This window comes from Flavobacterium croceum DSM 17960 (genome assembly GCF_002917885.1).
Taxonomy (GTDB): Bacteria; Bacteroidota; Bacteroidia; order Flavobacteriales; family Flavobacteriaceae; genus Flavobacterium; species Flavobacterium croceum.
In genome coordinates this window covers 1-25865 of record NZ_PQNY01000005.1, presented here as the reverse complement: position 1 = coordinate 25865, position 25865 = coordinate 1, and the positions used below count along the sequence as shown (strand labels likewise).

At 29.7% G+C, this 25865-nt stretch carries 23 protein-coding genes and 1 tRNA gene; 14 read left to right on the top strand and 10 right to left on the bottom strand.

Going from position 1 to position 25865, the window contains the following annotated elements; genetic code table 11:
• Positions 1-17: 17 nt before the first annotated feature.
• Complete coding sequence (locus tag Q361_RS04740) at positions 18-290, top strand: HU family DNA-binding protein (RefSeq protein ID WP_103725573.1); 273 nt, start codon at positions 18-20, stop codon at positions 288-290.
• Between the two features lie 96 nt (positions 291-386).
• Positions 387-950 (top strand): YqgE/AlgH family protein, encoded by a 564-nt coding sequence (locus Q361_RS04735; RefSeq protein ID WP_103725572.1) that lies wholly within the window; start codon positions 387-389, stop codon positions 948-950.
• Here Q361_RS04735 and Q361_RS04730 read toward each other — a convergent pair.
• Positions 942-1766: an aminotransferase class IV gene (locus Q361_RS04730; RefSeq protein WP_103725717.1), complete on the bottom strand. Its 825-nt coding sequence runs from the start codon at positions 1764-1766 to the stop codon at positions 942-944. The two genes, Q361_RS04735 and Q361_RS04730, sit on opposite strands and share 9 nt — an antisense overlap.
• A 12-nt stretch (positions 1767-1778) precedes the next feature.
• Complete coding sequence (locus tag Q361_RS04725) at positions 1779-2171, bottom strand: START-like domain-containing protein (RefSeq protein WP_103725571.1); 393 nt, start codon at positions 2169-2171, stop codon at positions 1779-1781.
• Between the two features lie 142 nt (positions 2172-2313).
• Here Q361_RS04725 and Q361_RS04720 point away from each other — a divergent pair.
• The 12 genes from Q361_RS04720 (at position 2314) to Q361_RS04665 (ending at position 15925) form a co-directional block, all read left to right on the top strand.
• Positions 2314-2387 (top strand) — tRNA-Met (locus Q361_RS04720).
• A 53-nt stretch (positions 2388-2440) separates the two neighbouring features.
• Complete coding sequence (locus Q361_RS04715; protein ID WP_103725570.1) at positions 2441-3871, top strand: tyrosine-type recombinase/integrase; 1431 nt, start codon at positions 2441-2443, stop codon at positions 3869-3871.
• 76 nt (positions 3872-3947) lie between these two features.
• Positions 3948-6650, top strand: coding sequence for a restriction endonuclease (locus Q361_RS04710; protein WP_103725569.1), 2703 nt, complete (start codon positions 3948-3950; stop codon positions 6648-6650).
• Between the two features lie 64 nt (positions 6651-6714).
• Positions 6715-7554 (top strand): DNA damage-inducible protein D, encoded by an 840-nt coding sequence (dinD, locus tag Q361_RS04705; protein WP_073363292.1) that lies wholly within the window; start codon positions 6715-6717, stop codon positions 7552-7554.
• Positions 7555-9534 (top strand): site-specific DNA-methyltransferase, encoded by a 1980-nt coding sequence (locus tag Q361_RS04700; protein ID WP_103725568.1) that lies wholly within the window; start codon positions 7555-7557, stop codon positions 9532-9534.
• 2 nt (positions 9535-9536) lie between these two features.
• Positions 9537-9992, top strand: a complete 456-nt coding sequence (locus Q361_RS04695) for a hypothetical protein (RefSeq protein ID WP_169929265.1) — start codon at positions 9537-9539, stop codon at positions 9990-9992.
• 6 nt (positions 9993-9998) lie between these two features.
• Positions 9999-10187 carry a hypothetical protein gene (locus Q361_RS04690; protein WP_073363297.1) on the top strand — a complete coding sequence of 63 codons (189 nt, stop codon included), beginning with the start codon at positions 9999-10001 and terminating at the stop codon, positions 10185-10187.
• A complete protein-coding gene (locus tag Q361_RS04685; RefSeq protein WP_103725567.1) occupies positions 10171-12594 on the top strand; it encodes a coiled-coil domain-containing protein in 2424 nt (807 codons plus the stop codon). The genes Q361_RS04690 and Q361_RS04685 overlap by 17 nt, the downstream gene beginning before the upstream one ends.
• Before the next feature lie 107 nt (positions 12595-12701).
• The gene (locus Q361_RS04680) at positions 12702-13481 is read left to right on the top strand and encodes a hypothetical protein (RefSeq protein WP_103725566.1); all 780 of its coding nucleotides are present in this window, start codon (positions 12702-12704) and stop codon (positions 13479-13481) included.
• Between the two features lie 109 nt (positions 13482-13590).
• Positions 13591-14607, top strand: coding sequence for an AAA family ATPase (locus tag Q361_RS04675; protein WP_103725565.1), 1017 nt, complete (start codon positions 13591-13593; stop codon positions 14605-14607).
• Positions 14608-14609: 2 nt separating this feature from the next.
• Positions 14610-14804 carry a hypothetical protein gene (locus Q361_RS04670; RefSeq protein ID WP_103725564.1) on the top strand — a complete coding sequence of 65 codons (195 nt, stop codon included), beginning with the start codon at positions 14610-14612 and terminating at the stop codon, positions 14802-14804.
• A gap of 68 nt (positions 14805-14872) precedes the next feature.
• Positions 14873-15925 (top strand): DUF6371 domain-containing protein, encoded by a 1053-nt coding sequence (locus Q361_RS04665; RefSeq protein WP_211290364.1) that lies wholly within the window; start codon positions 14873-14875, stop codon positions 15923-15925.
• 5 nt (positions 15926-15930) lie between these two features.
• On the opposite strand, the gene Q361_RS04660 is transcribed toward Q361_RS04665, so the two are convergent.
• From Q361_RS04660 to Q361_RS04625, 8 genes are all read right to left on the bottom strand, one after another.
• Complete coding sequence (locus tag Q361_RS04660) at positions 15931-17001, bottom strand: hypothetical protein (protein ID WP_103725563.1); 1071 nt, start codon at positions 16999-17001, stop codon at positions 15931-15933.
• Between the two features lie 127 nt (positions 17002-17128).
• Complete coding sequence (locus tag Q361_RS04655; RefSeq protein WP_103725562.1) at positions 17129-17653, bottom strand: hypothetical protein; 525 nt, start codon at positions 17651-17653, stop codon at positions 17129-17131.
• A 5-nt stretch (positions 17654-17658) separates the two neighbouring features.
• Positions 17659-17880, bottom strand: a complete 222-nt coding sequence (locus Q361_RS04650; protein WP_211290363.1) for a beta propeller repeat protein — start codon at positions 17878-17880, stop codon at positions 17659-17661.
• Between the two features lie 70 nt (positions 17881-17950).
• Positions 17951-19618 (bottom strand): ATP-binding protein, encoded by a 1668-nt coding sequence (locus tag Q361_RS04645; protein WP_103725560.1) that lies wholly within the window; start codon positions 19616-19618, stop codon positions 17951-17953.
• Between the two features lie 91 nt (positions 19619-19709).
• The gene (locus Q361_RS04640) at positions 19710-22007 is read right to left on the bottom strand and encodes a DUF262 domain-containing protein (protein WP_103725559.1); all 2298 of its coding nucleotides are present in this window, start codon (positions 22005-22007) and stop codon (positions 19710-19712) included.
• The gene (locus Q361_RS04635) at positions 21997-23781 is read right to left on the bottom strand and encodes a DUF262 domain-containing protein (protein ID WP_103725558.1); all 1785 of its coding nucleotides are present in this window, start codon (positions 23779-23781) and stop codon (positions 21997-21999) included. Before Q361_RS04635 ends, Q361_RS04640 begins: the two co-directional genes overlap by 11 nt.
• A gap of 14 nt (positions 23782-23795) precedes the next feature.
• Positions 23796-24272 (bottom strand): exonuclease domain-containing protein, encoded by a 477-nt coding sequence (locus Q361_RS04630; RefSeq protein WP_103725557.1) that lies wholly within the window; start codon positions 24270-24272, stop codon positions 23796-23798.
• A 2-nt stretch (positions 24273-24274) separates the two neighbouring features.
• A complete protein-coding gene (locus Q361_RS04625) occupies positions 24275-25165 on the bottom strand; it encodes a helix-turn-helix transcriptional regulator (RefSeq protein WP_103725556.1) in 891 nt (296 codons plus the stop codon).
• Between the last annotated feature and the right edge of the window lie 700 nt (positions 25166-25865).

Genomic DNA, 25865 nt, shown 5'->3' with positions numbered 1-25865 from the left:
CTATTAATATTTATATTATGAACAAATCAGAATTAATTGATGCAATAGCTGCCGATGCAGGAATTACAAAAGCTGCTGCGAAATTAGCTTTAGAATCATTTTTAGGAAACGTAGGATCTACTTTAAAAAAAGGTGGTAAAGTTTCTTTAGTAGGTTTCGGATCATGGTCAGTTTCTAAAAGAGCTGCTAGAGAAGGAAGAAACCCTCAAACTGGTAAAACTATCAAAATTGCTGCTAAAAATGTAGTAAAATTTAAAGCTGGTGCAGACTTAGAAGGCTCTGTAAACTAAAAATATTTTACCTTAGTATGAAAAAATCATCTTGAAAATTCAAGGTGATTTTTTTTATTAAAAAAAATTACTACATTAGGTCTCAAAACTTCGCCTATGCTAAATAACAAACTTGAAAAAGGAATGCTTTTGATAGCCGAACCTTCTATTATAGGAGACTTATCGTTTAACAGAGCTGTTATTTTACTCACCGATTATACCAGTCATAGCGGAGCTGTAGGTTTTATATTGAATAAACCCTTAGAATATACTTTACAAGAGTTAATACCTGATGTAAATTGCGATTTTACCATTTATAATGGCGGACCTGTAGAACAAGACAATTTGTATTTCATTCATACCATACCCGAACTCATTCCAGAAAGCATTGAAATAGCAGATGGTTTGTATTGGGGCGGCAATTTTGAACAAATTAAATGGCTTATCAATCAAAATAAGATAGAAAAACACCAAATAAGATTTTTTCTGGGTTATAGCGGTTGGGCTTCTTCACAACTAGAAGAAGAACTCACCGAAAAAACATGGTTTGTGTGTGAAAACCAATACAAATCACGTATCTTTCAAAAACCTGCTTCAGATTTTTGGCAAGAAAAAATGAAAGATATGGGTGGCGAATACATGATTTGGGTAAACGCTCCCGAAAATCCTATACTAAATTGATTGATTTATTTTTGCTAAAAAATCTTGAGCAAAAGCAGTAGTATATATTTTCTTTTTATACTTGGTTACTGGTTGTATCCCACACATAACATTGGTAAGAAAAAGTTCATCTGCATTTTGCAATTCAAAAGGAGAAATTGTTCTTTCTTCTAGCTTATAATGAATATCATTACTAATAAAATTAAGCACTTGTTTGCGCATAATTCCGTTAATACACCCTTCTGATAAAGGCGGTGTAACCAATGTGTGATTTATAAGTAAAAACAAATTGCCGTTTAAAAATTCTACTACATTTTTATTTTGATTTAATAAAATACAGTTTTGCAAATCATTTTCTTCGGCAAATATACTTCCTGTTACATTAAGCACTCTATTGGTTGTTTTTAGATTTGATAATAATTGAGAAGTTACATAAAAATCTTTATAAATATCAACTTCATAATTAGATTCCGAAATAACATATTTTGGACTATTTAAGAGCTCTACTTCTATAATATAACTAACGGTTCGGTCGTGAGGCAAATATTTCCCTCCATCGTTTCTAAATACTGTACAACGCATTCGAGCGTTGGTATAGTGTAAAGCACGAGCAAGGTTTAATAATTGTGTTTCAAAATACTCTAAAGTAAAATTTGCCGGAATTTTCATACGCAGTACACGCATAGAGGCCATAAGCCTAAAATAATGATCTTCTAGAAAAAGAACTTTTCCGTTGCTAATTTTAAACGTTTCAAAAACAGCATCACCATACAAAAAAGCTCTATTGTTTAGGCAAGAATTATGATTATCTGATAATTCGCCATTAATATTATACATCATGAATTGTATTTATACTGAACCGATAATGTGTTTAAGGTCTGAAACTTGATTTTCCCACAATTGTTTAGCTTCTTCTACTTCATCTTCAAAAGCAAAATCGACTACCATTAAAGAAACATCTTTGGTAATTTCATCTTCCAAAATACGCATTTCAAAATAATACTCGGTATCCTTTTTATTGTCATCTACCCATTTAAAACGTACTTTTTCGCCAGATTTTTTTGAAGCGAGTCTCGCATTTTCTTCAGTATCATCCCAAGAAAAAGTAAAGAATTCTCCTCTAGAATTTACATTATCGGCAAACCACTCCTGTAAACCAGATGGAGTTGAAATATAGTTGTATAATAATTGAGGTGAAGAGTTGATTGGAAATTCTATTTCGTAACGTATTTTTGGATTCATAAATTAAAGATAATTTTGGCGAAATATAATTGATATTTTTATAATGGCAAACAAAAAACGTAGAAACCATGAAAAAAATATTTTTTGCAATAAATTTGGAGTAACCAATAATAATTATATCTTTGCACCCGCAAAACCAAATGGCGAGGTAGCTCAGTTGGTTAGAGCGCAGGATTCATAACCCTGAGGTCGGGAGTTCAAATCTCCCTCTCGCTACAAAAATGAAAGTAATGAAATCAACGGTTTAGGTACTCTAAACCGTTTTTTTTATGTCTAAAATATTTTTACATTTACAAAAAGTACACGATTTAGAACACTATTCCCCAATTAATCAATCGAAAAACTTGTTGAAACAAAAAGACTTTACTGCTCCAAAAATCTTTACAGGCGGTGTAAATATTCTGTTATGGAATCAACTTAGTGAGTCAGAAAAAGCAAAAGCTTTGTCAAAAAGTTGGTACATATATTATAGTTTCAGAGATGCAGAAACTGGCAAACTAAAAAGAATGCCAAACATCAAAGGCAATGTAAATAAGCTAAAAACTAAAAAAGAAAGAGTTGAATACTTGAATGCAATGAGTGTTGCACTAGAATTTTTACTTGAAAAAGGTTTCAATCCTAACACAAACAATAATATTGAAGAGCTACTTAATAAAAAGCAGTCCGAAACTTCAAAAGGAAACAATACTAGCATTGCAATTCCCAAAGAAAACATTGCAATTCCCAGCAAAACCATTGCAATACCTGCTGAAACCATTGCAATATCAAATAAAACCATTGCAATACCTCAAGAAAATATTGCAATTCCAGAAACTCTAACAATTAAAGAAGCTTTTGAATTTGCATTAAACTTAAAGAAAAACACAATTAGAGATACTTCATATAAAAACTTTGAATTAAGAGTTAGAAAATTCAGAAAGTCTTTAGATGAAAATAAACCGATAACTTTCATAACCAAAAAGGTTATTAATGATTATCTGAATGACGTATTAGTCAATTCAAGTGCAAGAAACAGAAACAATACAAGAGCAGATTTAAGTTCGTTGTTTCAAGTTTTAGAAGACAATGAAATAATTGCAGATAATGTGGTCAAAAAAATAAATGTATTAAAGTCAAATCCTGAAAGAAATAAGACTTACACCTCTGAAATGCAGAAAGACATTTACTCTTTTCTTGAAGAAAATGATAAGTTGCTTTTACTGTTCATAAAATTTGTGTCATATAACTTTTTAAGACCCATTGAAGTTTGTGAATTGAGAATTAAGGACATTGATTTGATAGGCAAAAGACTTTATTTAAGAACCAAAAACAAAGCAGTAAAAATCAAAATTATACCTGAAATTTTACTGAATGATTTACCCGATTTGTCAAATTTTAACCCCGAAAGTTTTCTCTTCACTCCTACTGGTTTTGGTCAAGATTGGGTTACAGAACCAAACAATAAAAGAGACTATTTTTCAAAACGTTTCAAAGAAGTTGTAAAAACACACTTCAACCTTAACAAAGATTATGGAATGTACAGTTTTAGGCATACTTTCATAACTAAACTGTATCGAGAAATGCGAAAAACAAGCTCTCAATTTGAAACTAAAAGTAAATTAATGCTAGTTACAGGGCATTCTACAATGACCGCTCTTGAAAAATATCTACGAGATATTGATGCAGAATTACCAGAGGATTATTCAAACTTGCTTCGATAAGCAATTTGATAATTTCTTACAAAATCTTAGCTTTTTTCTATTATATTTACAGTTCAATATTAAATAAGTGCCTTTAATGGAATTTAAGTTAGAAAACCTTAATTATCAAGACATCGCAATACAATCAGTAGTCAAAATTTTTGATGGTACTGATAAAAATAATTTTGATAATTCTTGTATTGAGGGCATTCGTTCAAATACTACAAAACTTACCTCTCTTGATATAGAAAATAACATTAAAAGTGTCATACAAGAAAACGGTATTTCAGAGGAAATTGCAAAGCTTTCAAATGACAGGGATATTTGTGTTGAAATGGAAACAGGAACTGGTAAAACTCTTGTTTACATCAAAACTATTTTTGAACTTTTCAAGGAATACGGTTTTACAAAGTTTATAATTTTAGTTCCTTCCGTTGCAATTCGTCAAAATATTATTGGAACGTTCAAAGCATTTGAAAAACAACTGGAAAGCATTTACGGTTTTAAACCTGATGCTTTTGAATATGACAGCAAAAAACTTCAAAAAGTTAGTCAGTTCATCGAGGAACAATATCCTCAAGTAATGATAATGACTTTGGCTTCATTCAATTCAGAGGATAAAATTTTGAATCAAGCACAAAGAGAGGATTTATTCAATAACATTCCTTTTATTGAAGCCATTGGAAAAACCAATCCTATAATTATAATGGATGAACCTCAAGAGGGAATGGATACAGATAATTCCATAACTCAAATTGCAAAACTTAATCCATTGTATAAAATTCGTTATTCGGCTACTCACAAAGTTGTTAAGAATTTGATTTATAGACTAACCCCTTATGATAGTTACAAAGAGGGTTTAGTTAAGAAAATTGAAGTTTTGACAGTAACCGAAAAAAATGATGAAGCAACATTAAAAATAGAATTGGCAGACATACAATTTGGAAAGGGAGACCCTAAAGTAAAACTGAAAGCTTGGCATTTAAGCAAAACATCAAACAAAATTGAATTTAAAGTAAGTGGTTGGCTTTCCAACGGAGATAATTTGGGAGAAAAAATGAATAATCCCAGCTATTTGAATTATACCATTTCCAACATCAACAAAAGTTTAAAAACTGGAAAATGGACTGTTACCTTTTCTAATGGTGCAGAAATTTTAGAAAAACAAATTTCAGGTACTTTAGAGAACATTTGGGCTTTGCAAATAGAGTGGTTAATTCATAGACATTTTGCAAAATCACAAAAATTAGCTCCAAAAGAAATTAAATGCCTATCCTTAATATTCATTGATAGGGTTGCAAACTACATTGGAGAGACACCAATAATCAAAAATCTTTTTATTGAAAAATATAAAGCGGTTTATCCCGAATATCACAATGGAAACACTCCAACTGATGAACATATACAAAGCGTTCAAGGTTATTATTTTGCACAAAAATCAAGTGGCGAATTTGCAGACAATGAGGGCGGAGTAAAAGAACAAGCCAAAATTTATGAATTGATATTAAGAGGTAAAGAAGAACTTCTTACTTTATCAAATCCTGTTCAATTTGTGTTTTCTCACTCGGCTTTGGGAGTTGGTTGGGATAATCCAAATGTATTTAATATTGCAACGCTGAATAATTCCTATTCAGAAACTAAAAAACGTCAGGAAATTGGTAGAGGATTGCGTATTTGTGTCAATCAAAAAGGGCAACGGGTATATGATGCGATTGATGTTGAAGATAGTGAGCGTATAAACCAACTTACGGTTATTCCAAATGAAACCTATGAGACATTTGTAACACAATATCAAGAAGAAATTAAATCGGTTTATGGCACTACGAATGCAGGTGCAGGAATGACACACAACCATAAAGGAACTCAAACCGATGAAGTAAAATTCAAACGAAATACAAATGAGACTATTGACAAAGCTTTCAAAAAATATTGGACTGCTTTAGCTAAAAAAACAGAATACACAGTCAATTTTGATGAAGAGCGTTTGATTAATACCGCTGTTGAAGAGATAAATAAAATTACAATCCCTGATTTTGTCATTGAAGCATCTAGCTTTTTAATTGATTCTATCAATGAAGAGGGCAAACAAGACACATTTCAAGGTTCAGAAAATGTAAAACAAAAAACAAATTTCACTCCACTAGATTTAATTGAAGAGTTAAGTGAAAATACAGGATTGAGTTATGCTTCAATGTTCAAAATATTTGAACAATTGACCAATCTTAAAGAAGTGGTTAAAAATCCACCTAGATTTATTCACGAAGCTTCCGCAATCATTCGCAATGCTGAATTAGATGAAATGATTAGAGGATTAAACTATGAATTAACAGGAGATAGTTTCCCATTTGAATTTAATGACTTTGTAAAAAACATATCAGACAAAGGGTATGTTGCAACCCCTAACAAAGGAGTATTCGACAAAATGCTAATTGATAGTGATGTAGAAAAAAAGTTTTCATTGGATGCTGATAAAGATGTGGAAGTAGTTTGTTTTCTGAAACTTCCAAGTTGGTATAAAATAAAAACACCGATTGGAGATTATGAGCCTGATTTTGGTTTAGTAATGAAGCGTAAAAACCTTAAAGACGGCAATGAAAATGAGTTTTATTTTGTGATTGAAACCAAAGGAACGAATGACATCAATGACAAAAAAGCTTTAAAAGAAAGCGAGATTTACAAAATAAGATGTGCTATTAAGCATTTTGAAAAATTGGGATTAGAGGTACAATACAAAGCTCCAGTAAAAGAGTATAGTTACTTCAAAACAGAAGCAGATAAAACAATAAATTCTATTATATAAAAACACCATTTTCCCGACATCAGGAAAATGATAAAAATATATTTTAACTAAAACTTTTGTAATTATGAAAAGTGAAGAAATTATGGCGTTGTTCCAACAATTTGAAGCAGTTGCATCTGAATTGGAGGGTATCGAATGTTGGAGTGCAAGAGAATTGCAAAAGCTTTTAGGATATAGTAAATGGGAAAACTTTGAAAACGTTATCCAAAAAGCAAAAGATGCTTGCAATAATGCAGGCGAAGATATAAACAACCATTTTCCCGACATCAAGAAAATGGTTTCTATTGGTTCTGAAACCGAAAGAGCTATTGATGATATTGCTTTAACTCGTTATGCGTGTTATTTAATCGCTCAAAATGGAGATAGTAGAAAAGAAGAAATTGCTTTTGCTCAAAACTATTTTGCGGTTCAAACTCGCAGAGCTGAAATCATTGAGCAACGTTTACTTGAATTTGAGCGTGTTAAAGCAAGGGAAAAACTAACTCAAACCGAAAAACAACTTTCAGGAATTTTATTTGAACGTGGTGTTGATAGTAAAGGTTTTGGATTAATTCGTTCCAAAGGAGACCAAGCATTATTCAAATTGTCAACCATTCAATTGAAAAAGAAAATGGGAGTTCCTGACAATAGACCTGTTGCAGACTTTCTTCCTACTATTAGCATAAAAGCGAAAGACCTAGCGGCTGAAATGACTGGATTAAATGTGCAAAGCAAGGACTTGAAAGGGATAACGAAAATAGAAAACGAACACGTCGAAAATAACAAGGCGGTTAGAAAAATGCTGACACAAAGAGGAATTGTTCCAGAGAATTTGCCACCTGCCGAAGATGTTAAAAAGATTCAACGCAAGTTAGATGGCGATGACAAAAAGATATTGAAAGATTCAAAGAAACCAAAAAAATAAATGGAAAGCATAAACGACTTCATGCCAAATAGCAACGATTGGAACAACGAACGTTTGCAAACCCTAAAACAATTATACCCTGATTGGTTTACTAATGAGGGCAATTTGAATATTGATGAAATTAAAAAAGCAGTCAATCCAAGTTTGATTAATGAAACTGAACGTTATGAATTTCGTTGGTTTGGCAAAAGCCAAGCCAAGCGGGATGCATTTATACCTAGTAATGCAACGTTAGTTTTTGACGAAAACCGAAGCGTTAATCCTGATAATACTGAAAATCTAATTATTGAGGGCGAAAACCTTGAAGTTTTAAAATTGTTAAGTAACAGTTATCGTGGGCAAATCAAGTGTATTTATATTGACCCTCCATACAACACAGGAAATGATTTTGTGTATAGCGACAAATATACTCAAGACAAAAAGGGATATTGGGAAAATGCTGAATACATTGAAAATGGTGTGAAAATTGACACCAACACCGAGACAGACGGGCGTTATCATTCAAACTGGCTAAATATGATGTATTCTCGTTTGTTGATTGCAAGACAATTATTGCGAGAAGATGGATTAATTTTTATTTCAATTGATGACAATGAAGTACATCATTTAAGAAAATTATGTGATGAAGTTTTTGGTGAAGAAAACTTTTTAAGTGAAATTATTGTTAGAGCAAATAGTCGGGGTCAAACATATAATCAGATAGCCAAAACACATGAGTATATCTTGATTTATTGTAAAAGTGATGAAGGAGATTTGTATGAAATTGAAAAATCTGATTCATCAAATGATTTAAATCTTGAGGACAACATAGGAAAATTCAATATCAGAGAGTTGAGAAATCGAAATCCTAAATTTGGAAAGCACAATCGTCCTAACTTATTTTATCCTCTATTTGTAAATCCAAACATAGTTGACAAAGATGGATTCTGTCCTGTAAAAGCAGATAATTCAGATCCAAATTATTCAATAAAAATAGAGCCATATAATTCACAAGGGATTGAAAGTTGTTGGAGATGGGGTACAAAAAAAGTTATTGAAAATTCACTCGAAAACACGCTTAATTCCAATTTGATTGCAAAAAGAAAGCAAGATGGCACTTTTGGTATTTTTGAAAAATACAGAAAGACCACTTATAAAGTAAAATCTATATGGGACGATAACTCTTTCTTAACCGAAACAGGTACAATTGATATGAAAAAATTAGGTTTTGACAAAGGAGAGTTTGATTTTCCAAAACCTGTGGCATTGGTAAAGCAATGTATTGAACTATGTACAAATGAAAATGATATTATACTTGATTTTTTTGGTGGTTCAGGCACAACTGGTCACGCTACTTTTGAGTTAAATGAAACAGACAATCAGAAAAGGAAATTTATTTTAACTCAACTTCCTGAAGCAACTGCCGAAAAAAGCGAAGCATATAAATCAGGATATAAAAAAATAAGTGATATAACTATTGAGCGCAATAAAAGAGTTGTTCAAAATATCATCAAAGAAAAAGAAACCAAACAACCTGATTTATTTACAGGCGATAAAAAAGAAGATGCCTTGCAAGGGTTAGGATTTAAAGTTTTCAAATTGCAAAAGTCAAATTTCCCTAGAGTAGATTTTGCACCCGACCCTGAAAAGACAGAGGAAGAAAATATTGAATTACTCAAAACCTACATTGCAAATAAAGAATTGCAATTAGTCAATGCGTTCAACAAACCAGAACTTTTAACCGAGATATTACTGAAAAACGGTTATAATCTTAACTACAAACTAGGTTTGCAAAACCAGTTTGCAAGCAATGAGGTACAACTTGCAAGTGATGGCGAAAAAGAAACTTTGATTTGTCTTGATGTAATAATCAATCCTGAAACAGTTGACTATTTCAAAACCAATACAGATAAAAAATTCATTTGTTTGGAAAGAGCATTAGACACCACCAAAAAATACAACTTGAAACATTATTTAGGAGATAAATTTAATGCGTTTTAAGTGTGGAAAAAGAAATTACAATTTATTTCGATGAACCGAAAAAATTTGAAGCTTCAAACATTAGACCTTTGAATGGTCTAGCTGGATTGTATTTTATTTTTAGTAAGTCAATTGATATTCAATACCCTTTTGCAAAATCCAAATTACTATATATCGGAATGAGCGAAAAAAAAACAAACAGCATCGGGAGTAGGTTACTTAGTCATTTTGAAGGCAAATCAAAGAATGTTGGATTAATAAATTATAGAAAAATTGAACCATTATATTTTACATACATAAATTTTGAAATATTGCAAAATGTATGGAAATTCAGAATTGAAGATTTGGAAAGCCACTTCATATCAAATTTTGTTGAAAATTATGGTGTTTACCCTATTTGCAATAACAAAACTGGACTTACAGTTTTAGACAAAAAGCAGTCAGGTAATTTAAAAATAGATTGGAAATATTTTAAATAAAAAAGTATGGAAGAGAATGTAAAATCAGGGGAAGAGATTGTTAATGATTTTTTTAGTTCAATTGAAGAGATTAAGGGTGTTGATGTAAATATTGCAAAGATGTTGGCAACACTTTATAAAGATGGAAAATTGACTGATGTAAATGTGAAAAACGAACTTCAAAAATTAAGAGAGCAAGATGGCAACAAAGATTAATGAAATTAATTTAAAGGGGATTCGAGGCGCAAAAGACACATTAAAGCTTCCTTTAAATGGCAAGTCAGTTCTGTTATATGGAGACAATGGAACAGGAAAAAGTAGCATTTCAGACTCTTTAGAATGGTTTTTCACAGATAAAGTCGAGCATTTAAGCAGTCTTGAGATTGACTTAAAAGAGGCTTTGAGAAATGCCAAGATTGATGCTTCGGAAACATCCGAAGTAAAATTATCTTTTACAAATAACAAAGTTGATGCTACAAAAAGTATCTATTATAAAAAAGCGAAACTAGTTTCAGAATTTAACAATACATCAGAAGATTTTACCAAATTCTTTACAGATACAAAAAATGAGAACCTTATTTTGAGGTTCAAAAACTTAACCAATTTTGTTGATAATACAAAAACTGAAAAACTAAAATATCTTTCTGAAATTATAGGGTTCTCGGAAGTATCCAAAAAGAAAGAAGTGTTACAAAAGTGTTACAACGCAGTAAAATCAGAAATAACAAAGCAAAACTTTGAGGGTCAAAAAAGTAATTTGCAGAGAGTTTTGATTGACAAAATTGGAGCATCAATAAGTCAGGAGCAAAACTTTATTGATAAACTTAATGAAAAAATAAAGCCATTAAATGTTGGTTTTGAAATAAAAACTTTAGAAGATATTGATAAAGTATTAACTCATCTTACTAGTCCTGAAAACAATAAACTTAATTTAGAATTGGCTTTTTTAGAGAGCATTCAAAATAGTTTTACCCTCTTAAAGTCTGAAATTGGATTTATTAATTCCGAATATGGCAAGTATTATTTAGAGTTTGAAAAAATTGCATTAGATGTGCAGAGTATCATGCAAACATTTTTTAAAGAGTTACTCAATACTGGTAAAAATGTCATTACTAAATATCATAAGGAAGATAGTTGTCCGTTATGCTTGCAACCTAAAAACATTGAAGAGTTACAATCTGAAATAAGTAAAAGATTAGAAGAAATTGAGGAGTCTTCAAAGAAGTTAAATGATTTTAACAAATCTAAAACTTTAGTTTCTGAAATTGCATTGGAAAGAGCCAAAAGAATAGATACTCTATTACTGAATCCTGATATAAACAACAAAGAAAATGAAGTATTAAAAATTGATATTCAGAAAATAAAAGACAAAATAGGTGCTTTCCAAATTGCCAGTACAATCAAAGTAACTTCTGGAGAAAAAATATCTGAACCTGAAAAAATTAACCTAGTCGAAAGCGATTTTGATTTTCAAGCAAAAATTTCGGAAAGGATAATCAAACTAAAAGAAGCATTAAAAAACAATTCAACTATTCTCTATAATGAAATTTCATCTTCAAAAGAAGCATTTTTGAATATTCGTTTAATTGAAAAGCAAAAAAGCATCCTTGAAAATCAGCAAAATTCATTGAAAATTATATATGATGAATTTATAAAAAAGCAAAAGGAAGGACTTGAAAATTTTATAACTACATTTTCGGGAAAAATAAATGAGTTTTATCAATTTATGAATCCCAATGAACCTTTTCAAGAGATAAAAATTGTTACAATTGGAGAAGACGATGAATTAAATGGTTTAACCATTGAATACAAGTATGAAGGAAACTGGGTATCTCCACCTCAAAAATATTTTAGTGAATCACACCTCAATTGTTTTGGGTTGTCATTCTTTTTAGCATCAGTAATTGCATTTAACAAAGAAAGCCAGTTTGTAGTTCTCGATGATGTTATTTCAAGTTTTGATTCAACTCACAGAAAAAAGTTTGCTGATTTGATTATCGAAAAATTTAATGACTATCAATTTATTGTATTAACACACGAAAGAGAATGGTTTGACAATATGATTAAACCTTTGGCAAAAAAGAAAGGTTGGTATATTAATGAAATAAAATGGTCAGAGAGCAAAGGGACTCATTTTAATGAAACTCCAAATGAATTAAAAGATTTTATAGAGCATAATTTATCTAATGGAATATCTAATGGAATGGGTAATCCTATTAGAAGATATATGGAACAGAAACTAAAGGATATTGCATCAAATACAGATACTAAAGTGATTTTTAGATTCAATGAAATTAATGAACATAGAATGTGTTATGAATTAATTACTAGCTTAAAATCTACAATAAAAATTACTAATAAGGATTTATTAGTTACTTATCCAGTAATTGATAGAATAGAAAATTCTGCTCAAATAGGTAATACATTATCACATGATAATCCACTTGATTCAAAAATCGGAGATTTAAAAGCTATTTGGTCAGATATTTTAGAGTTTGAAAAAATATTCTATTGTCAAGAAGCAAATTGTAAAAAGCCTAAAGTTTCATTAAAAAATTATGACCCAGTTCTAAAAACAATTAGATGTGGTTGTGGAAAAACAAGTTACAATTGGAAAGTGTAAATTTTCTAATAGGAAACCCAATTTTATAGTTGAAAATGTCTGAACTGAACTCAAAATATAACGAATTGAGCAATGAAATTTATAGAAATTTTATATTCTATATACCTATGTCAATTCTTGATATGGAAGAGTTTAAAAAACTTCCTGATGAAACCAAATCAGTAATTGACAGAATTACATATATAGATGAAGACTTAAATTTCATTTATGAAAATAGTCTTGGGTTTTCGACACTCTTATTAAAGTCCGGTAAATTAAAAAACAATTGTTTCAAACTAATCGAATATAAAGAAACATTGAGTGCAAGTAGCTTTAATTATCTATCTGAAAACTATCTTAAACAACTGGAAACTTATGCTTTTTTCTCAAATCAGTTATCCCTTTATTTTGAGAAAAACTCTCCAGAGAAAGATGCTAACACACTAGCTTTATTTAATTGCCAAAGTATTAACTTCAACTCACATATTTCAGAAGTTGAAAAAATAACTGGTCTTAAATCTCAAACTTTCAACCAGCAAAACTTCATTCAGGAAGTAAAGGAAACACCTGTTTTTAAAAAGTTTTCATTCAATATAAAACCCAAAGAGAAAAGCTTTATCGATTTTATTTCCCACGAAAAAAACAAAGAAATTGAAAAAATTATTTTAGAAAAATTTCAAAATGAAAAGGGAAAGAAATTGAGATATTTAATAGAATATCTAAATGAACTGGGAATAATTTCTATGGTTCACGGAGACAGAACCAAAATTTATAGTGCTATGAAAAATAGTTTTAATTGGGAGATTGGAACCCACCAATCCATATTTGGCAATTGGTTTTCAATCCCTAATAAGGAATATACAAAATTCAAAGAAACTTTAAATTCATATTTCCCTTTTCTATCATAGTTTAAAAAACTTTAATTAAAGTTTAAAAAACTTCAATTAAAATCTTATAAATGTAATATACTGTTTTACATCATTTTAACAAAATAGATTTGCAAAAAATCTAAATGTTATGAATGATAATCTCGATAATTTCAAAGACGAAATAAAGAAAGAATTAGCTTCTGATTCCAACTCCATTTTTGAAATAAAATCAGCAAACCAATTTATTGAAATTGCCAAAAACAGACCAATCCCCAAAATGCTATTTGGCGAATTTTGGTTCGAGGGAGAAATATGTATTTTGTTTGCCGACACTAATCTAGGTAAGTCAATTTTAGCGGTTCAGATTGCCAACAGTATCAGTACTGGAATTTCAACTTGTGGCTTAAAATTAGAATGCCCACCTACTCCAATTATCTACTTTGACTTTGAACTTTCAGACAAACAGTTTGAAAACAGATATTCTGAAAACTTCACAAATCATTTTTCATTTAGTCCAAACTTTTTGAGAGCCGAAATTAATCCCGATTATTTTGAAGATAAACGATTTAAAACCTTTGAAGAGTTTCTATTCTATTCGCTTGAAAAATCTATCATTGATTTTGGTGTTAAAGTTTTGATTGTTGACAATATCACTTATCTAAAGAGTGATAATGAAAAAGCAAAAGATGCTTTGCCTTTGATGAAGTTTTTAAAAGACTTGAAAAACAAATATGGACTATCAATTTTAGTTCTAGCGCACACACCAAAAATTGACACTTGCAAACCGATAACTAAAAACCATTTATCAGGAAGCAAAATGTTAATGAACTTTTGCGATAGCAGTTTTGCAATTGGAGAAAGTCATCAAGAAATAGGGTTAAGATATATCAAGCAAATCAAACAACGTAATTGCGAACAGATTTACGATTCTGAAAACATTATCGTTTGTAGAATTGAAAAAGTAAATAGCTTTTTACAGTTTAGTTTCAAAGGTTATGATTCAGAAAATGAGCATTTAAAAACATTAAGTGTTGGGGATGCAAACGAACGTAATTCAAAAATACTGGAGCTGTTTGAAAATGGTCTTTCAAAATCTGAAATTGGAAGGCAACTAGGTATTTCAGAAGGCACAGTAAGAATCATTTTAAAGAAAAATAATCTTTAAAAATGACTGCCAATACAGTATATGAAGTTTTTCTAGCACTTTCCCCAGAGGAAAGGGAGAAATTTATTGTATTGGTTAAAGGGCAAGAAGAAAAACCCAAATACGACTTTAGAAAGAAGAAAAGCAAGAAAGTCAAATTTACAAAGGAAGATGCTATTGAATATTTGCTTGCAACCGTTTTCAAACCCAAATATTAACCTCGTAATTCTCGTAATGTTCGTAAATACTTCGACTACTACGAGGATTACGATTATTACGAATAGTTATGAATGAGTATAAATATTCATTAGATAAATCGAGTAAAAAGTTTGTTTGCCCTAACTGTGGCAAAAGAAGATTTGTTAGGTATCTAAATCAAATTACAAACGAGTATCTCGAAGAAACTTACGGAAGATGCGATAGAGAAACAAGTTGTGGCTATCATAATAACCCAAAACAAAATGAGTGCATTGCAATAGTCAATATTGAGGGAATAAATTTAATTCCTGATTTTATTGACCCTCTACTGGTAAAGCAATCTTTAAAAAAATATTGCAATAACAATTTTGCAAAGTTCCTATATAAGCATTTTGCAAAAGATGAAGTTGAAAATTGCATCGCAAAATATAATATTGGAACTTCAAAGCATTGGGAGGGTGCAACCGTGTTTTGGCAGATTAATCAAAATCAAAAAGTCCATGCCGGCAAAATAATCCTGTTTGATGAAAACACAGGAAAAAGAGTTAAAAATCCTTTCCCACATATTAATTGGGTTCACAAGAAAATTAATAAGGATAAATTTAATCTCAAACAATGTCTGTTTGGGTTGCACCTCAATAAAAATGGGGTTGCAACCTCGTTGCAAAAACCCATTGCAATACCATTGCAATATTATTGCAATACAATTGCAATTGTGGAATCTGAAAAGACTGCAATAATAATGAGCCTATTTATTCCCGAATATTTATGGATGGCAACAGGAAGCAAACAAAATTTAAAATTGCAATTGTTAGAACCAATCAAAAACGAAAATATTGTGGTTTATCCTGATAAAGGAGAATTTAACGACTGGAATATAAAAGTAACCGAATTGCAAAGACAAGGTTTTAAAATCAAATGTAGTTCCGTAGTTGAAAATTCAGATTTTGAAATAGGAACAGATTTAGCGGATATTTATTTTGCAATGAAAAAGAATACACCCAAAAATAACATTGCAATCGTATTATCTGATACTGAAAAGAAAATCCAAAGACTGTCAAAAATAAATCCCTCTATAATTTCACTCATTGAAACTTTTGACCTAATTGATGAAAAAGGAAATGGAATTAGAAAAATATAATAACATCAAGCGTCCAAAATATCATCTCTTTTATCTATTGTTGGGTCGTACCAATCAGCTTTATCATTAGCCCAATTAATCCATTGCTGTTTTTCTGTAGTTAAGTTATTTTCTTTAATTGCTTTTTGTCTTTCAGCTTCAATATATTGTCTTATGATTTGCTCCTTATTATACCGTTCTGATTGAGCAACTAATTCATTGAATTTAGCAATTTCGTTTTCTTTACGCTTTTTTATAGTTTCTTCAATCTGTTTTTGCTCCTCAAATTTTAAATTATTAATTCTGATTTCTTCCTGAAAATCTTTTTCTTTTTGAGCATCGATTTCTAATTTGGCAACAATTTTAGCAAGTTGGTCTTCGAGTTTTACTTTACTATCACGCCATTCCTTAATTCGCCAATACTTACCCGTTTTAAGAATAAACTCTCCAGTTGGTACGTAATCATAATCTCTATATTTTTCAGTAGAAGCGACTCTTTTATTTGCTTCCCTCAAATCAATTTCTATCTCTATATCATCAACAACGGCTATTGTTTCAAAATTCCTTCTAATAATATCATGCCCTCGATGTCTAATTAATTTAACCAAAGTATCCATAAATCGGAGTGCTCTATCTTCATTTTTTTGCTCAACTCGTATAGGTAATATAAATAAAGAATGGTCGTAGTAGAATCTGTCTTTATGCCGCTTGTCCCAATATTCTTTTGTCCTTACAGTCAAAATATCAGGGTTTACCAACCTTTTTGGAACCATTAAAGGAGCTTTCTTATCATTAAGAATTTGCTTCGTTAAAATAGTTAATTCAGATTGGTCTGTATTTATATCGCTTCCCTCTTCCCTAATGGTTAAAATGATTTTATCTTCACCTGAATAGTTATTATTCATTTGCTCTTTTTCAACAGTTTTATTGAATTTCAATTTCATCCAATATCCGCTATCAGGCATAGGTATATCAAACTGTTTGCAGATTTTTTTTATTCCATCATTGGAAAGGGCATATTGCTGTGTCAACTTTGAAAGTGATGTTGACCAAACTAAATCGTATAATTCTTTTCTAGTTAATTCAGTAGTTTTCATAATCAATAGACTATTTAAAATGGAATTAAATATACGAGTCAGTTTTGAATAATTACCGTCAAAAGTTAGTGAATGGAAACTCCAATAATTTTGACGGTAATATCAAGTAAGACTGAAAGATTTTAAACTAATCTATATCTATTTCAAAAAGGAAATAGACTATTCGACATTTTGAATACTTGTAAAATCTATTTCTAATAAATTCTAATTCGTCAAAATAATTAGCCCCAAACCATTCCTTAAAACTAATTTCTTTTTGCTTTCCTTTATAGATTTCAGGGTAAAATATCTTTAAATCATTTGTTGATACTTTCGTCAGGTCAATTACTTTGTTATAATCAAAGTTAAGAATATCAACTAAATCAAAATATGATACACTGTGACACATGGTCACTTCTTCAAAATGGAAATAATAAGAATTTTGGATAGTTTCAGAACAGTCTAAAGGCAATCCCTTGTACTTTGGAAATAATGTTTGACAACCCCGATTTTCAATTGCAATGCATAAATAGTTTAGATTAAATTCATCAAAAAAAGATTCTAAGTTATTATGCCAGATGTTGATGGGTTCGGGGTCATTAGTTTTGGTTACATATTCCCATTGATTTGTTTCTTCATCAAAAATCTCTAAATAGCAAATCGTATAATCCATCTACTCTAACTTCGCTTATGCCAAGAAACACCCTTATTAGTTGAATAAAACAAGCCTTTTGTGGTTGTCAATAGAATTTCTTTCCCATTGTCTGCTAGGTCTTGTAAATTACCCATAGATGAAGAAGCATTTGCTCTATGATGCCAACTTCGCCCATCATTTGTAGAATACTCAATGCAGTTTTTAGAAGTATTAATACGGATTACTTCTCGTTGATGTACAATCATTTGTCCCATGTTTTTGTTTTTAAAATTATTAGAAACAAAGTAAACTCGTGATTAAGACAAACAATGACGTTTAAAAACCAATTTTTGAAGTTTTTTGATTGATTTTGCTATTCCATTTTTCATTTTTGCAAAAAAATAAAATCTTTTCAAAATCTATTCTTTTACCCAATACTACTTCTTCCATCAAACACTTTCTTGCAATATTTTCCATCTCACCACCTGAAAATTTAAACTCTGAAGCTAAAAACAATGCCTCCTTTTTAGTTAGTATTGATAACTTTTGTTTCCAAATCATAGCTGCATTTTGGATTGTGGGATTGTCAAACTTAATCTTGAAAAGGAATCGTCTTTCAAAAGCAGGGTCAAGATTATCAACTAGATTAGATGTTGCAAATAGAATACCCTCAAAGTTTTCCATTTCTTCAAGCAATATGTTTTGAATTGCATTTTCGGTATCTGATGTTGAAGTACTACCAGCACTTTTTCGCTTACCAATTATCGCATCAGCTTCATTGAAAAGTAAAATTGGACAAACTTTTTCTTGCTTTTGAAATTTATAATAATCAGTAAATATTTTCTTTACCAACTTTTGGCTTTCTCCAAACCACATTGATTTTGTTTCCGCAATATCAACTTTATAGACAGGACGATTATATCTTTTAGCCAGTTGAAAAACGGTTTCTGTTTTAACAGTTCCGGGTAAACCATATAAAAGTGTAGTTAATCCTTTGGGCATATTTTTTTCAGCCAATTTAGCCTGTAACTGCATAAATGATGATTGAGGCATACTCTTTATAATTGGCTCTAAGTTCATCTTCTCGTCATTGTTGTAGAGTAGTTTTATTTTAGGAATTTTAGCAGGATAAATTAGTTTTTCATTTTGACTAGTAATATATCCTATTTTTATTCCTTCCATTTCGTTGAGCATCATTATTGCCTTTTCAGTTAATTGGATTTTATGACGGTTTGAAAAATTCGTATTGTCTTTTTCAACTAAATTCAATCTGTTAAGATTAGTTTTTCCTTCAATAAAGTCTGTAATAAAGTTGTAACTGCTTCTCTTGCTATTTGTAAAGTCATCAACTGTAGATTGCAGTGAGGATGAAAAGTTATTTTCGCCTTGAGCAATAGCATCTATAATGACATCAAAAAAAACAAATGACTCAATTGGTTCTAAATTTTTAGCGGCAAAAGCAACAAGTTTATAATTATGATATTTCTCAAACAAGGCTTTGAACTCATAAAAGAACTGGTTGTATTCAATTTCATTTACATCCCTCATATCACTCAATTTGTCCATTTCGTCAAGAAAATCCTGAAAAGAGCTTTCCTTAATGCTTATTTGTATAAGTTCATTAGGAATTGCCTTATCTGCTAAAATATATTGAACAATGTGCTTCTTGACACTATATTCATCTACTTTAGAACGATGAGCATTTTTTTTCTCAATAATATTCCTGTCAACTAAATTTTGAATATCCTGATAGTAAGACAAAAATGCCAAACTTTCCATATCGTAATAACTTATCAAATCCTTTAATCCTATATCTTCCAAAATTGATAGACTGATAATCGATGCTAAAATTATACTCTCATTAGTAGATAACTCGAAATAAATGTTTAGTTGCTTTATTTCATTTTCAACCACATGAAACTTCTCCCTTTCTAATTTAGAACCTTTAGCACAATTATGAATTTTTTCAATAGCTTTAAGAATAGTTTGTTGTTCTGTTTTCATCACTCAATTATTTAGTATGAAGCAAAACTAAAACGACACACCGTCAAGGTATGTCGTTGTGAAAAATTAGCATTTAATTTTTAATCAAATCTTACTGATTAAGAGTAACTTTACTTTTGTACAAAACATTAATTTGAGAAATTAAGTCCTCAACTAAATTCTCACATTTTAATACAAAGCAATCTTTTATTTCATCATAAAAAATTATTTCACTTTTGAAATCTTCATTGAGATTGTAAATCTGCCAAGTAGAATCTATCTGTTCCAATTGTAAACCATTTTTAAGATGTAGTCTACTGAAATTAGAATACTGAGCACAGGATTCAGCTTCATTGATAGTATTCCTTATTTCTATCGGACTATGATACCTAAACCAAAAAGCAAATGGATTGTGATGATACGAATTTAAACTTTGATTATAAAATATTTCAATTCTGCCGTTATAATCTTTTGTGTAGATTGGATGGTCTAATATTGATTTGTATTTAGGTTGCATACAATACCATAACCAATCGCCATTATACTGACTAATATTGTTACTTACCATCTTTTCAACAAAATCATTCCAGTTGGTAATTTCTTCTTTAGAAAAAACTTTAAACAGCTCTCTAAAGTTATCTTTTATTTCTCCGTCCGGTGAAGCTAAAATTCTGTGCCATTTCTGTTTTTGTCCAAAAAACCTAAACTCTCCAAGGTTAGAATAGCCCACTTTAACTGAATAATTACCAAAACATAATATCAAACGAATAATATCTTGATACTCTAAATGATTAAACATTCCATAAAAATTAGTCACAATATTTTTAATTTCATTAGAATTATACACTTCAAAATCAAAATTAAAAATCAATCCTCTCAAAGCTCCATGGTCTTCAAATTTAAACAGTAGTTCCTTTTTAAAAGAATCGCTTTTAAATATCTCATACTTGATTATTTCGTAATCAATATATCGCTGTCTATTTGAAAATTCTTTTGAAATTAGATTAGCATAAGGATTTACTATTTCAAGATTTTGAATAGTGTCAATAATATCATGATAATAATCTGTTCTTAATTCTGTGTTTAATTCAGTCTTATTTTTTTGATTTATATTATTAATAAAATTTCTAATAATTCTCAAGAAATCTCTTAAATCATCACTAACCTCTGTTTTCTCATTCCTGAAAATAAAATTTAGCCACCCAAAAAACAATAAATTTTCAAAGTGAGAAAATGACTCTCCTTTGAATATTTTCATGATGAAGTTTAATTCACTTTGATTAATTGCTACTCTATTGTACCTATGCTTTTCTGAAAATATTTCATCAAAATACAAATCCCATTTACTATATTCATTAGGGGCAATTAATTCAAAGAATTTAATTAGTAATCTGATATTCTCCTCTGAACTATAAATCCTTTCTAAATTTACATTAGTAAATTCAAAATTATTTCCAATATCATCTTTGAAATACAAGTACTCTGTGATTTTCTTAATAAACTCTAAAAGTAAAAAATCACACTTTTTAGTTAAATTTTCTACATTTTCATTAACTTCAAGTTCTGGCAAACTTTTTAAAGCATAACCCCAAAAAGCATCAAGCCAAACACCATCAATCTTTTTTATAAAATCTTCTGATGTTGCTTTATTTTTTGAAATTATATTTTCAAATGAAGCCTTGAAATTTTCAAAATCTGATAAAGATTTTCCACGAGCATTCATTTTAATATATAAATTATCTCCTAAACCATATTCATCAATTTTTAAAAAATTGAAGCATAAAGGTTTATTTTCAACTAATGTTGTAAAGTATATATCCGAAAATAGTGGAATTGTATCTTGTAGAGTCTGTAAAAAACCTTTAACTGTTGGGTCATCATTCCACTTTAAATTATACCACGGCTGATTCTTAATACTTTCAGATAATTTTTTAAAGTCGTTGTTACATTCTTTCTTTAACTTGATTTGATTATCAACTATGTTTATAGATTTTAAAAACTCTTTAGCTGATTGTCTAGTCTTATAATTAAACAATTGTAACCCATATCGTTTGAAATCTATATCATCTTTAAATGCTAAAAACCAATGAATAATATACAAAGTGGTTAATCTTTGCTGTCCGTCTAATGGTATAAATGATTCGTTTTCAATAAATCCATAGACGAAATCCAGATTAAGAAGTTTTAGTTTGCCATCTTGATTACATTTTAAAACTTCATAAATATCTTTTAAAAATTGTTGTCTAATGAATTTTGTTTTATCATTTAATCTACCTTGGGCATAATCCCTTTGTATCATTGGAATTTCGATACCATTAGTTATCATAATAGGCTCAAATGCTCCATTGTCTTTGTTAAAAACCTTTACATTGTTGGTTAGAATATCTAACAGGGTATAATTAATATTCATTAAGGTTTATTTTAAAGTTCTTAACATAATTTATTTGCTCTTGTATTTTTGAAACATAATCATCTCTATCTTCCAAAGTCCAATAATCTAAATGTTTCGGATAATCGGAATAATATTTTAAGAATGAATTTCGCGTTGCTATTGGAACAAAAACACCATCTAATTCAAAATCAATTATTGCTTTTCTTTTGACACTAAAAGCACTATTACCCAAAGAAGAATTTCTCCTAGTATCTAACAAAGCCATATTCGATAAATGATGCTCCTCACCTAATTTATCGAATGCTATCTTTGATTTTTCTCCACAGCTTTTGGTATTGTTTTCATTATAGGTTAATATATTCAAGATGCTAGCGGACAATTCTTCAAATTGAATTTTGAAATCTTTAATATTTTTTGTTTCCTTTATTTTTAAAATAATACCTTCTATCTCACGAATTAAACCATCATGCTCATTTGCAATGTTTAAATGTTTAATTATGGTTAGGTGGTCTTCTAACCATTGTAGATATTCATGTTGTTTAATTTCAGGTGCATTTTGAGGATGAATATGCTCCAAACTCCACTTAATTTCTCTTAATTTTAATTGTTTAAATGGAAATCTGGTGTTTTTAGAACGATATGCTTCCATAACATTAAAGAATACTAATATCCTTTCCACATTTCTGTAATTTGATTTATAGTCTAACGTTTCTAAATTAAATCCACAAAATCTATCTTTCACCGATTCAAAAAGTTCAGCTAAAAAATCTTTTTTTGTAGATTCTTGATACTTTTTAATCAATGATAAAACATCCTCACCGTCCCAAATTAGCAATCCTATTAAATGATAATAAGAGTGATTTGTATACCAATCTTGAATTATTGTAAAATATAATTCAACATCACCCCAATTTGAAGACACAAAATCAAATAATTTAGTTTGCAAAGATTTTACATACAAAGGATAGTAATATCGGAATACGTCAGATTCTTCCTTAACAGTATATTCTTTATTTTGAACAATCAGTTTGAATATGTAATCTATTCTAGTCTCTAAATTATTTTGTGAGGGGATGATAAAATTCCAAAAGTCATCATCTTGTAAAGCATATTCTATCTGATTCCATTTATTAGAAATGTCCAACTGGCTAGTATAAGTATCATGGTTTTTGTTACCAAAGTTGGCTTTGCTTAGAAAAAGAGCTTTGATTAATTCCGCATTTGTTAAAGCAATTTTTCCGCTATTTAGACGAGTAAAAATCTTTATGAGTTCTTCTCTGTTATGTTCTTCAACATCATACCAAATTACCTCTACTTTTTCCAATAAGGTTTGAAACATATTCAACTCAATATTAGAATCAACTCTCAAGTTTTTTTTATCCTCGAACCATTTATTTATTAAAAAATAAGCATTTGAAATATGTGCAAAATCAGGATTTGAATAATCTAATGTTCCTTCATCTAAGTTTTTAAAAAACTCTATACAATTAGTTCTTACTTGAAAATCCAACTGAAATTTTTCATCAGTATATCTTTTCAAACGGGTTAGTAAAATGTAAATAGTTGTTAAGCGTTGTTGACCATCAATAATTTCAAATCTGTTAGGTTCTATTTCACTAACAACTATTGGTTGTAAACAATAGGATTCTTGTTTAGTTGTGTAAACTTCATAAATATCTTCTAACAGTTCTAAAACTTGTTTATTTTCCCAACGATAACCTCGTTGATAAGATGGAATAAAATATACCTGGTCGGAAAAATTAATTTCTTTTATTTTTTTAGTTTCAATCATTTATATTTTCAATTTTATATCTTTTTTAAATACCTTAAAAATAACTCTGCACAAGCTTTTGCATCACTCAAAGCATCGTGGTGGTTCAATGGGATTTTATGTTCCATACATAAATCAGCAAGATTGGATTTATAGATTTTATAAGTACAGAACTTGTTGTATTCAGGTGTTGAAAATCCATAATATTCAAGTGTATTACTTAATACCGGAAAATCGAAACCAAAACCATTATGCGCTATTACATTTTCATTGGTAATATAAGGCTCAATTTGATTCCATACGACATCAAAAGTCGGGGATTTAAAAGTATCTTGAGAACTAATTCCGTGAATATCTGTAAATCTACTCCAATAATAATTATTTGGCGGTTGAACTAAAATATTCAACTCTTTGGTAATAATACCTTTTTCAACCCTAATTAAGCCTACTTGACAAATACTCCATCTGTAGCCTTGCGCTGTTTCAAAATCTATAGCTGTGAATGATTCCATAATTATTTGTACAAACTTAACATTTCCTGAATTTTATGCTTTACTTTTTGTTTCAACTCCAATGGTTCTTCTACTTTGACATTTTCCCCGTATTTCATAATCTCCATTATGAAATCATTTGTGGGGTGCATAAAGTATTCAAATTGGCAATAATCTTGGTTTTCAAAAACTATTTTTTGTGATGAATGTAGTGGTAATGATTTGATGTAACGAGCTTGAAATGCATTAAAATTCAGAATGATTTTGGTTGCAGTTTCATAAGTTTCTATACCAAAAGCGTTTTGATAATAGGCTGTAACATCATGAATTATTGGTTTAAATTTTTGCGTAGAAATTTCCAAACTAATGATTCTATCTAATGCAAAATTTCTAAAATCTTTCTTGACAGTATCAAAACAAATAAGATACCAACGGTTTTGGGATTCCTTGATAGCTATTGGTTGTAACGTTCTGACCTCTGCTGATTCCTTCCAATAACTTTGGTGCTTAATAACAATCTCAAGATTACTCTCAATTGCATAAAGTAAACCGTGCATGTGTTCAGTCCCTTTACCTGCTCTTCTCTCTAATATCAATTTATTGGAAACATGATTAGAAAAGTTTAAAGCACTAAGCGTTTCAAAAGCTTCAATTATACGTTCAAAAGGTTTTTCCTCAACTTCTTCAGCTATCTCGTAATGTTCCTCCTTTTTATTGTACCTGATTTCGATACCATAAATCGTATTTATTTCTTTTAAATCACGTTGAAAAGTCCTTTGAGAAATGTCAAAGTTATCTCCTGTAATTTCCTGTTGGGTCAAAAGATATTTGCAGATTTCTTCAAAATTGCAAGGCTTACTTTTTAATTTTTTAATGATTAATAAGTGTCTCTGAATGTATTCTCTCTTTGCCATATTGCACTAGTTTACACCAAAAGTAGTTAAGTAGAATGACAAAAGATGTCGTTTTGAAATCTAAATGAGATAAAAAGAATTTTAATAATTACTTTTATTGAAACTTTCAGCCTAATTGATGAAAAAGGAAATGTAATCAGAATCATTTAAAAAAATGATTATATTGCAGAATAATTTGAGTACACGAAACGGTACACGATTTTCATCACATCGACAATATAAAGGGTTTAAATTGAATAAAATTTGAAATTCATAACCCTGAGGTCACGGGTTCAACTCCCGTCTTCGCTACAAACTTAAAAAGCAGGATTAAAGCACTTTAGTCCTGCTTTTTTATGTAAAGATTTATAAAACATTTGAAAATCAAACACAATTTTAAATACACTTTGAAAGAAAGATAAAATATATTGAACTCAAAATATATCATACAAATAATAACTTAACCTTATTGGGGTTAATCTTAAATAAGATTAATAAAATAAAAAGTTAAGGCGAAAATTAAAAACACATAAGTACCTATTAATTAAATCATAAATAATATATAAGGAAACAAAACAAATAACCCCGAAAGATCAGAAGCCTTTCGGGGTTTTATTATTATAAAGATATTCTTTTAATACACAATTTTAACTACAACATTTTTATTGTTTTGTAGTGTAATATTGAGTAAGAGTACAGTATTGTTTTTTGGAACATCAGT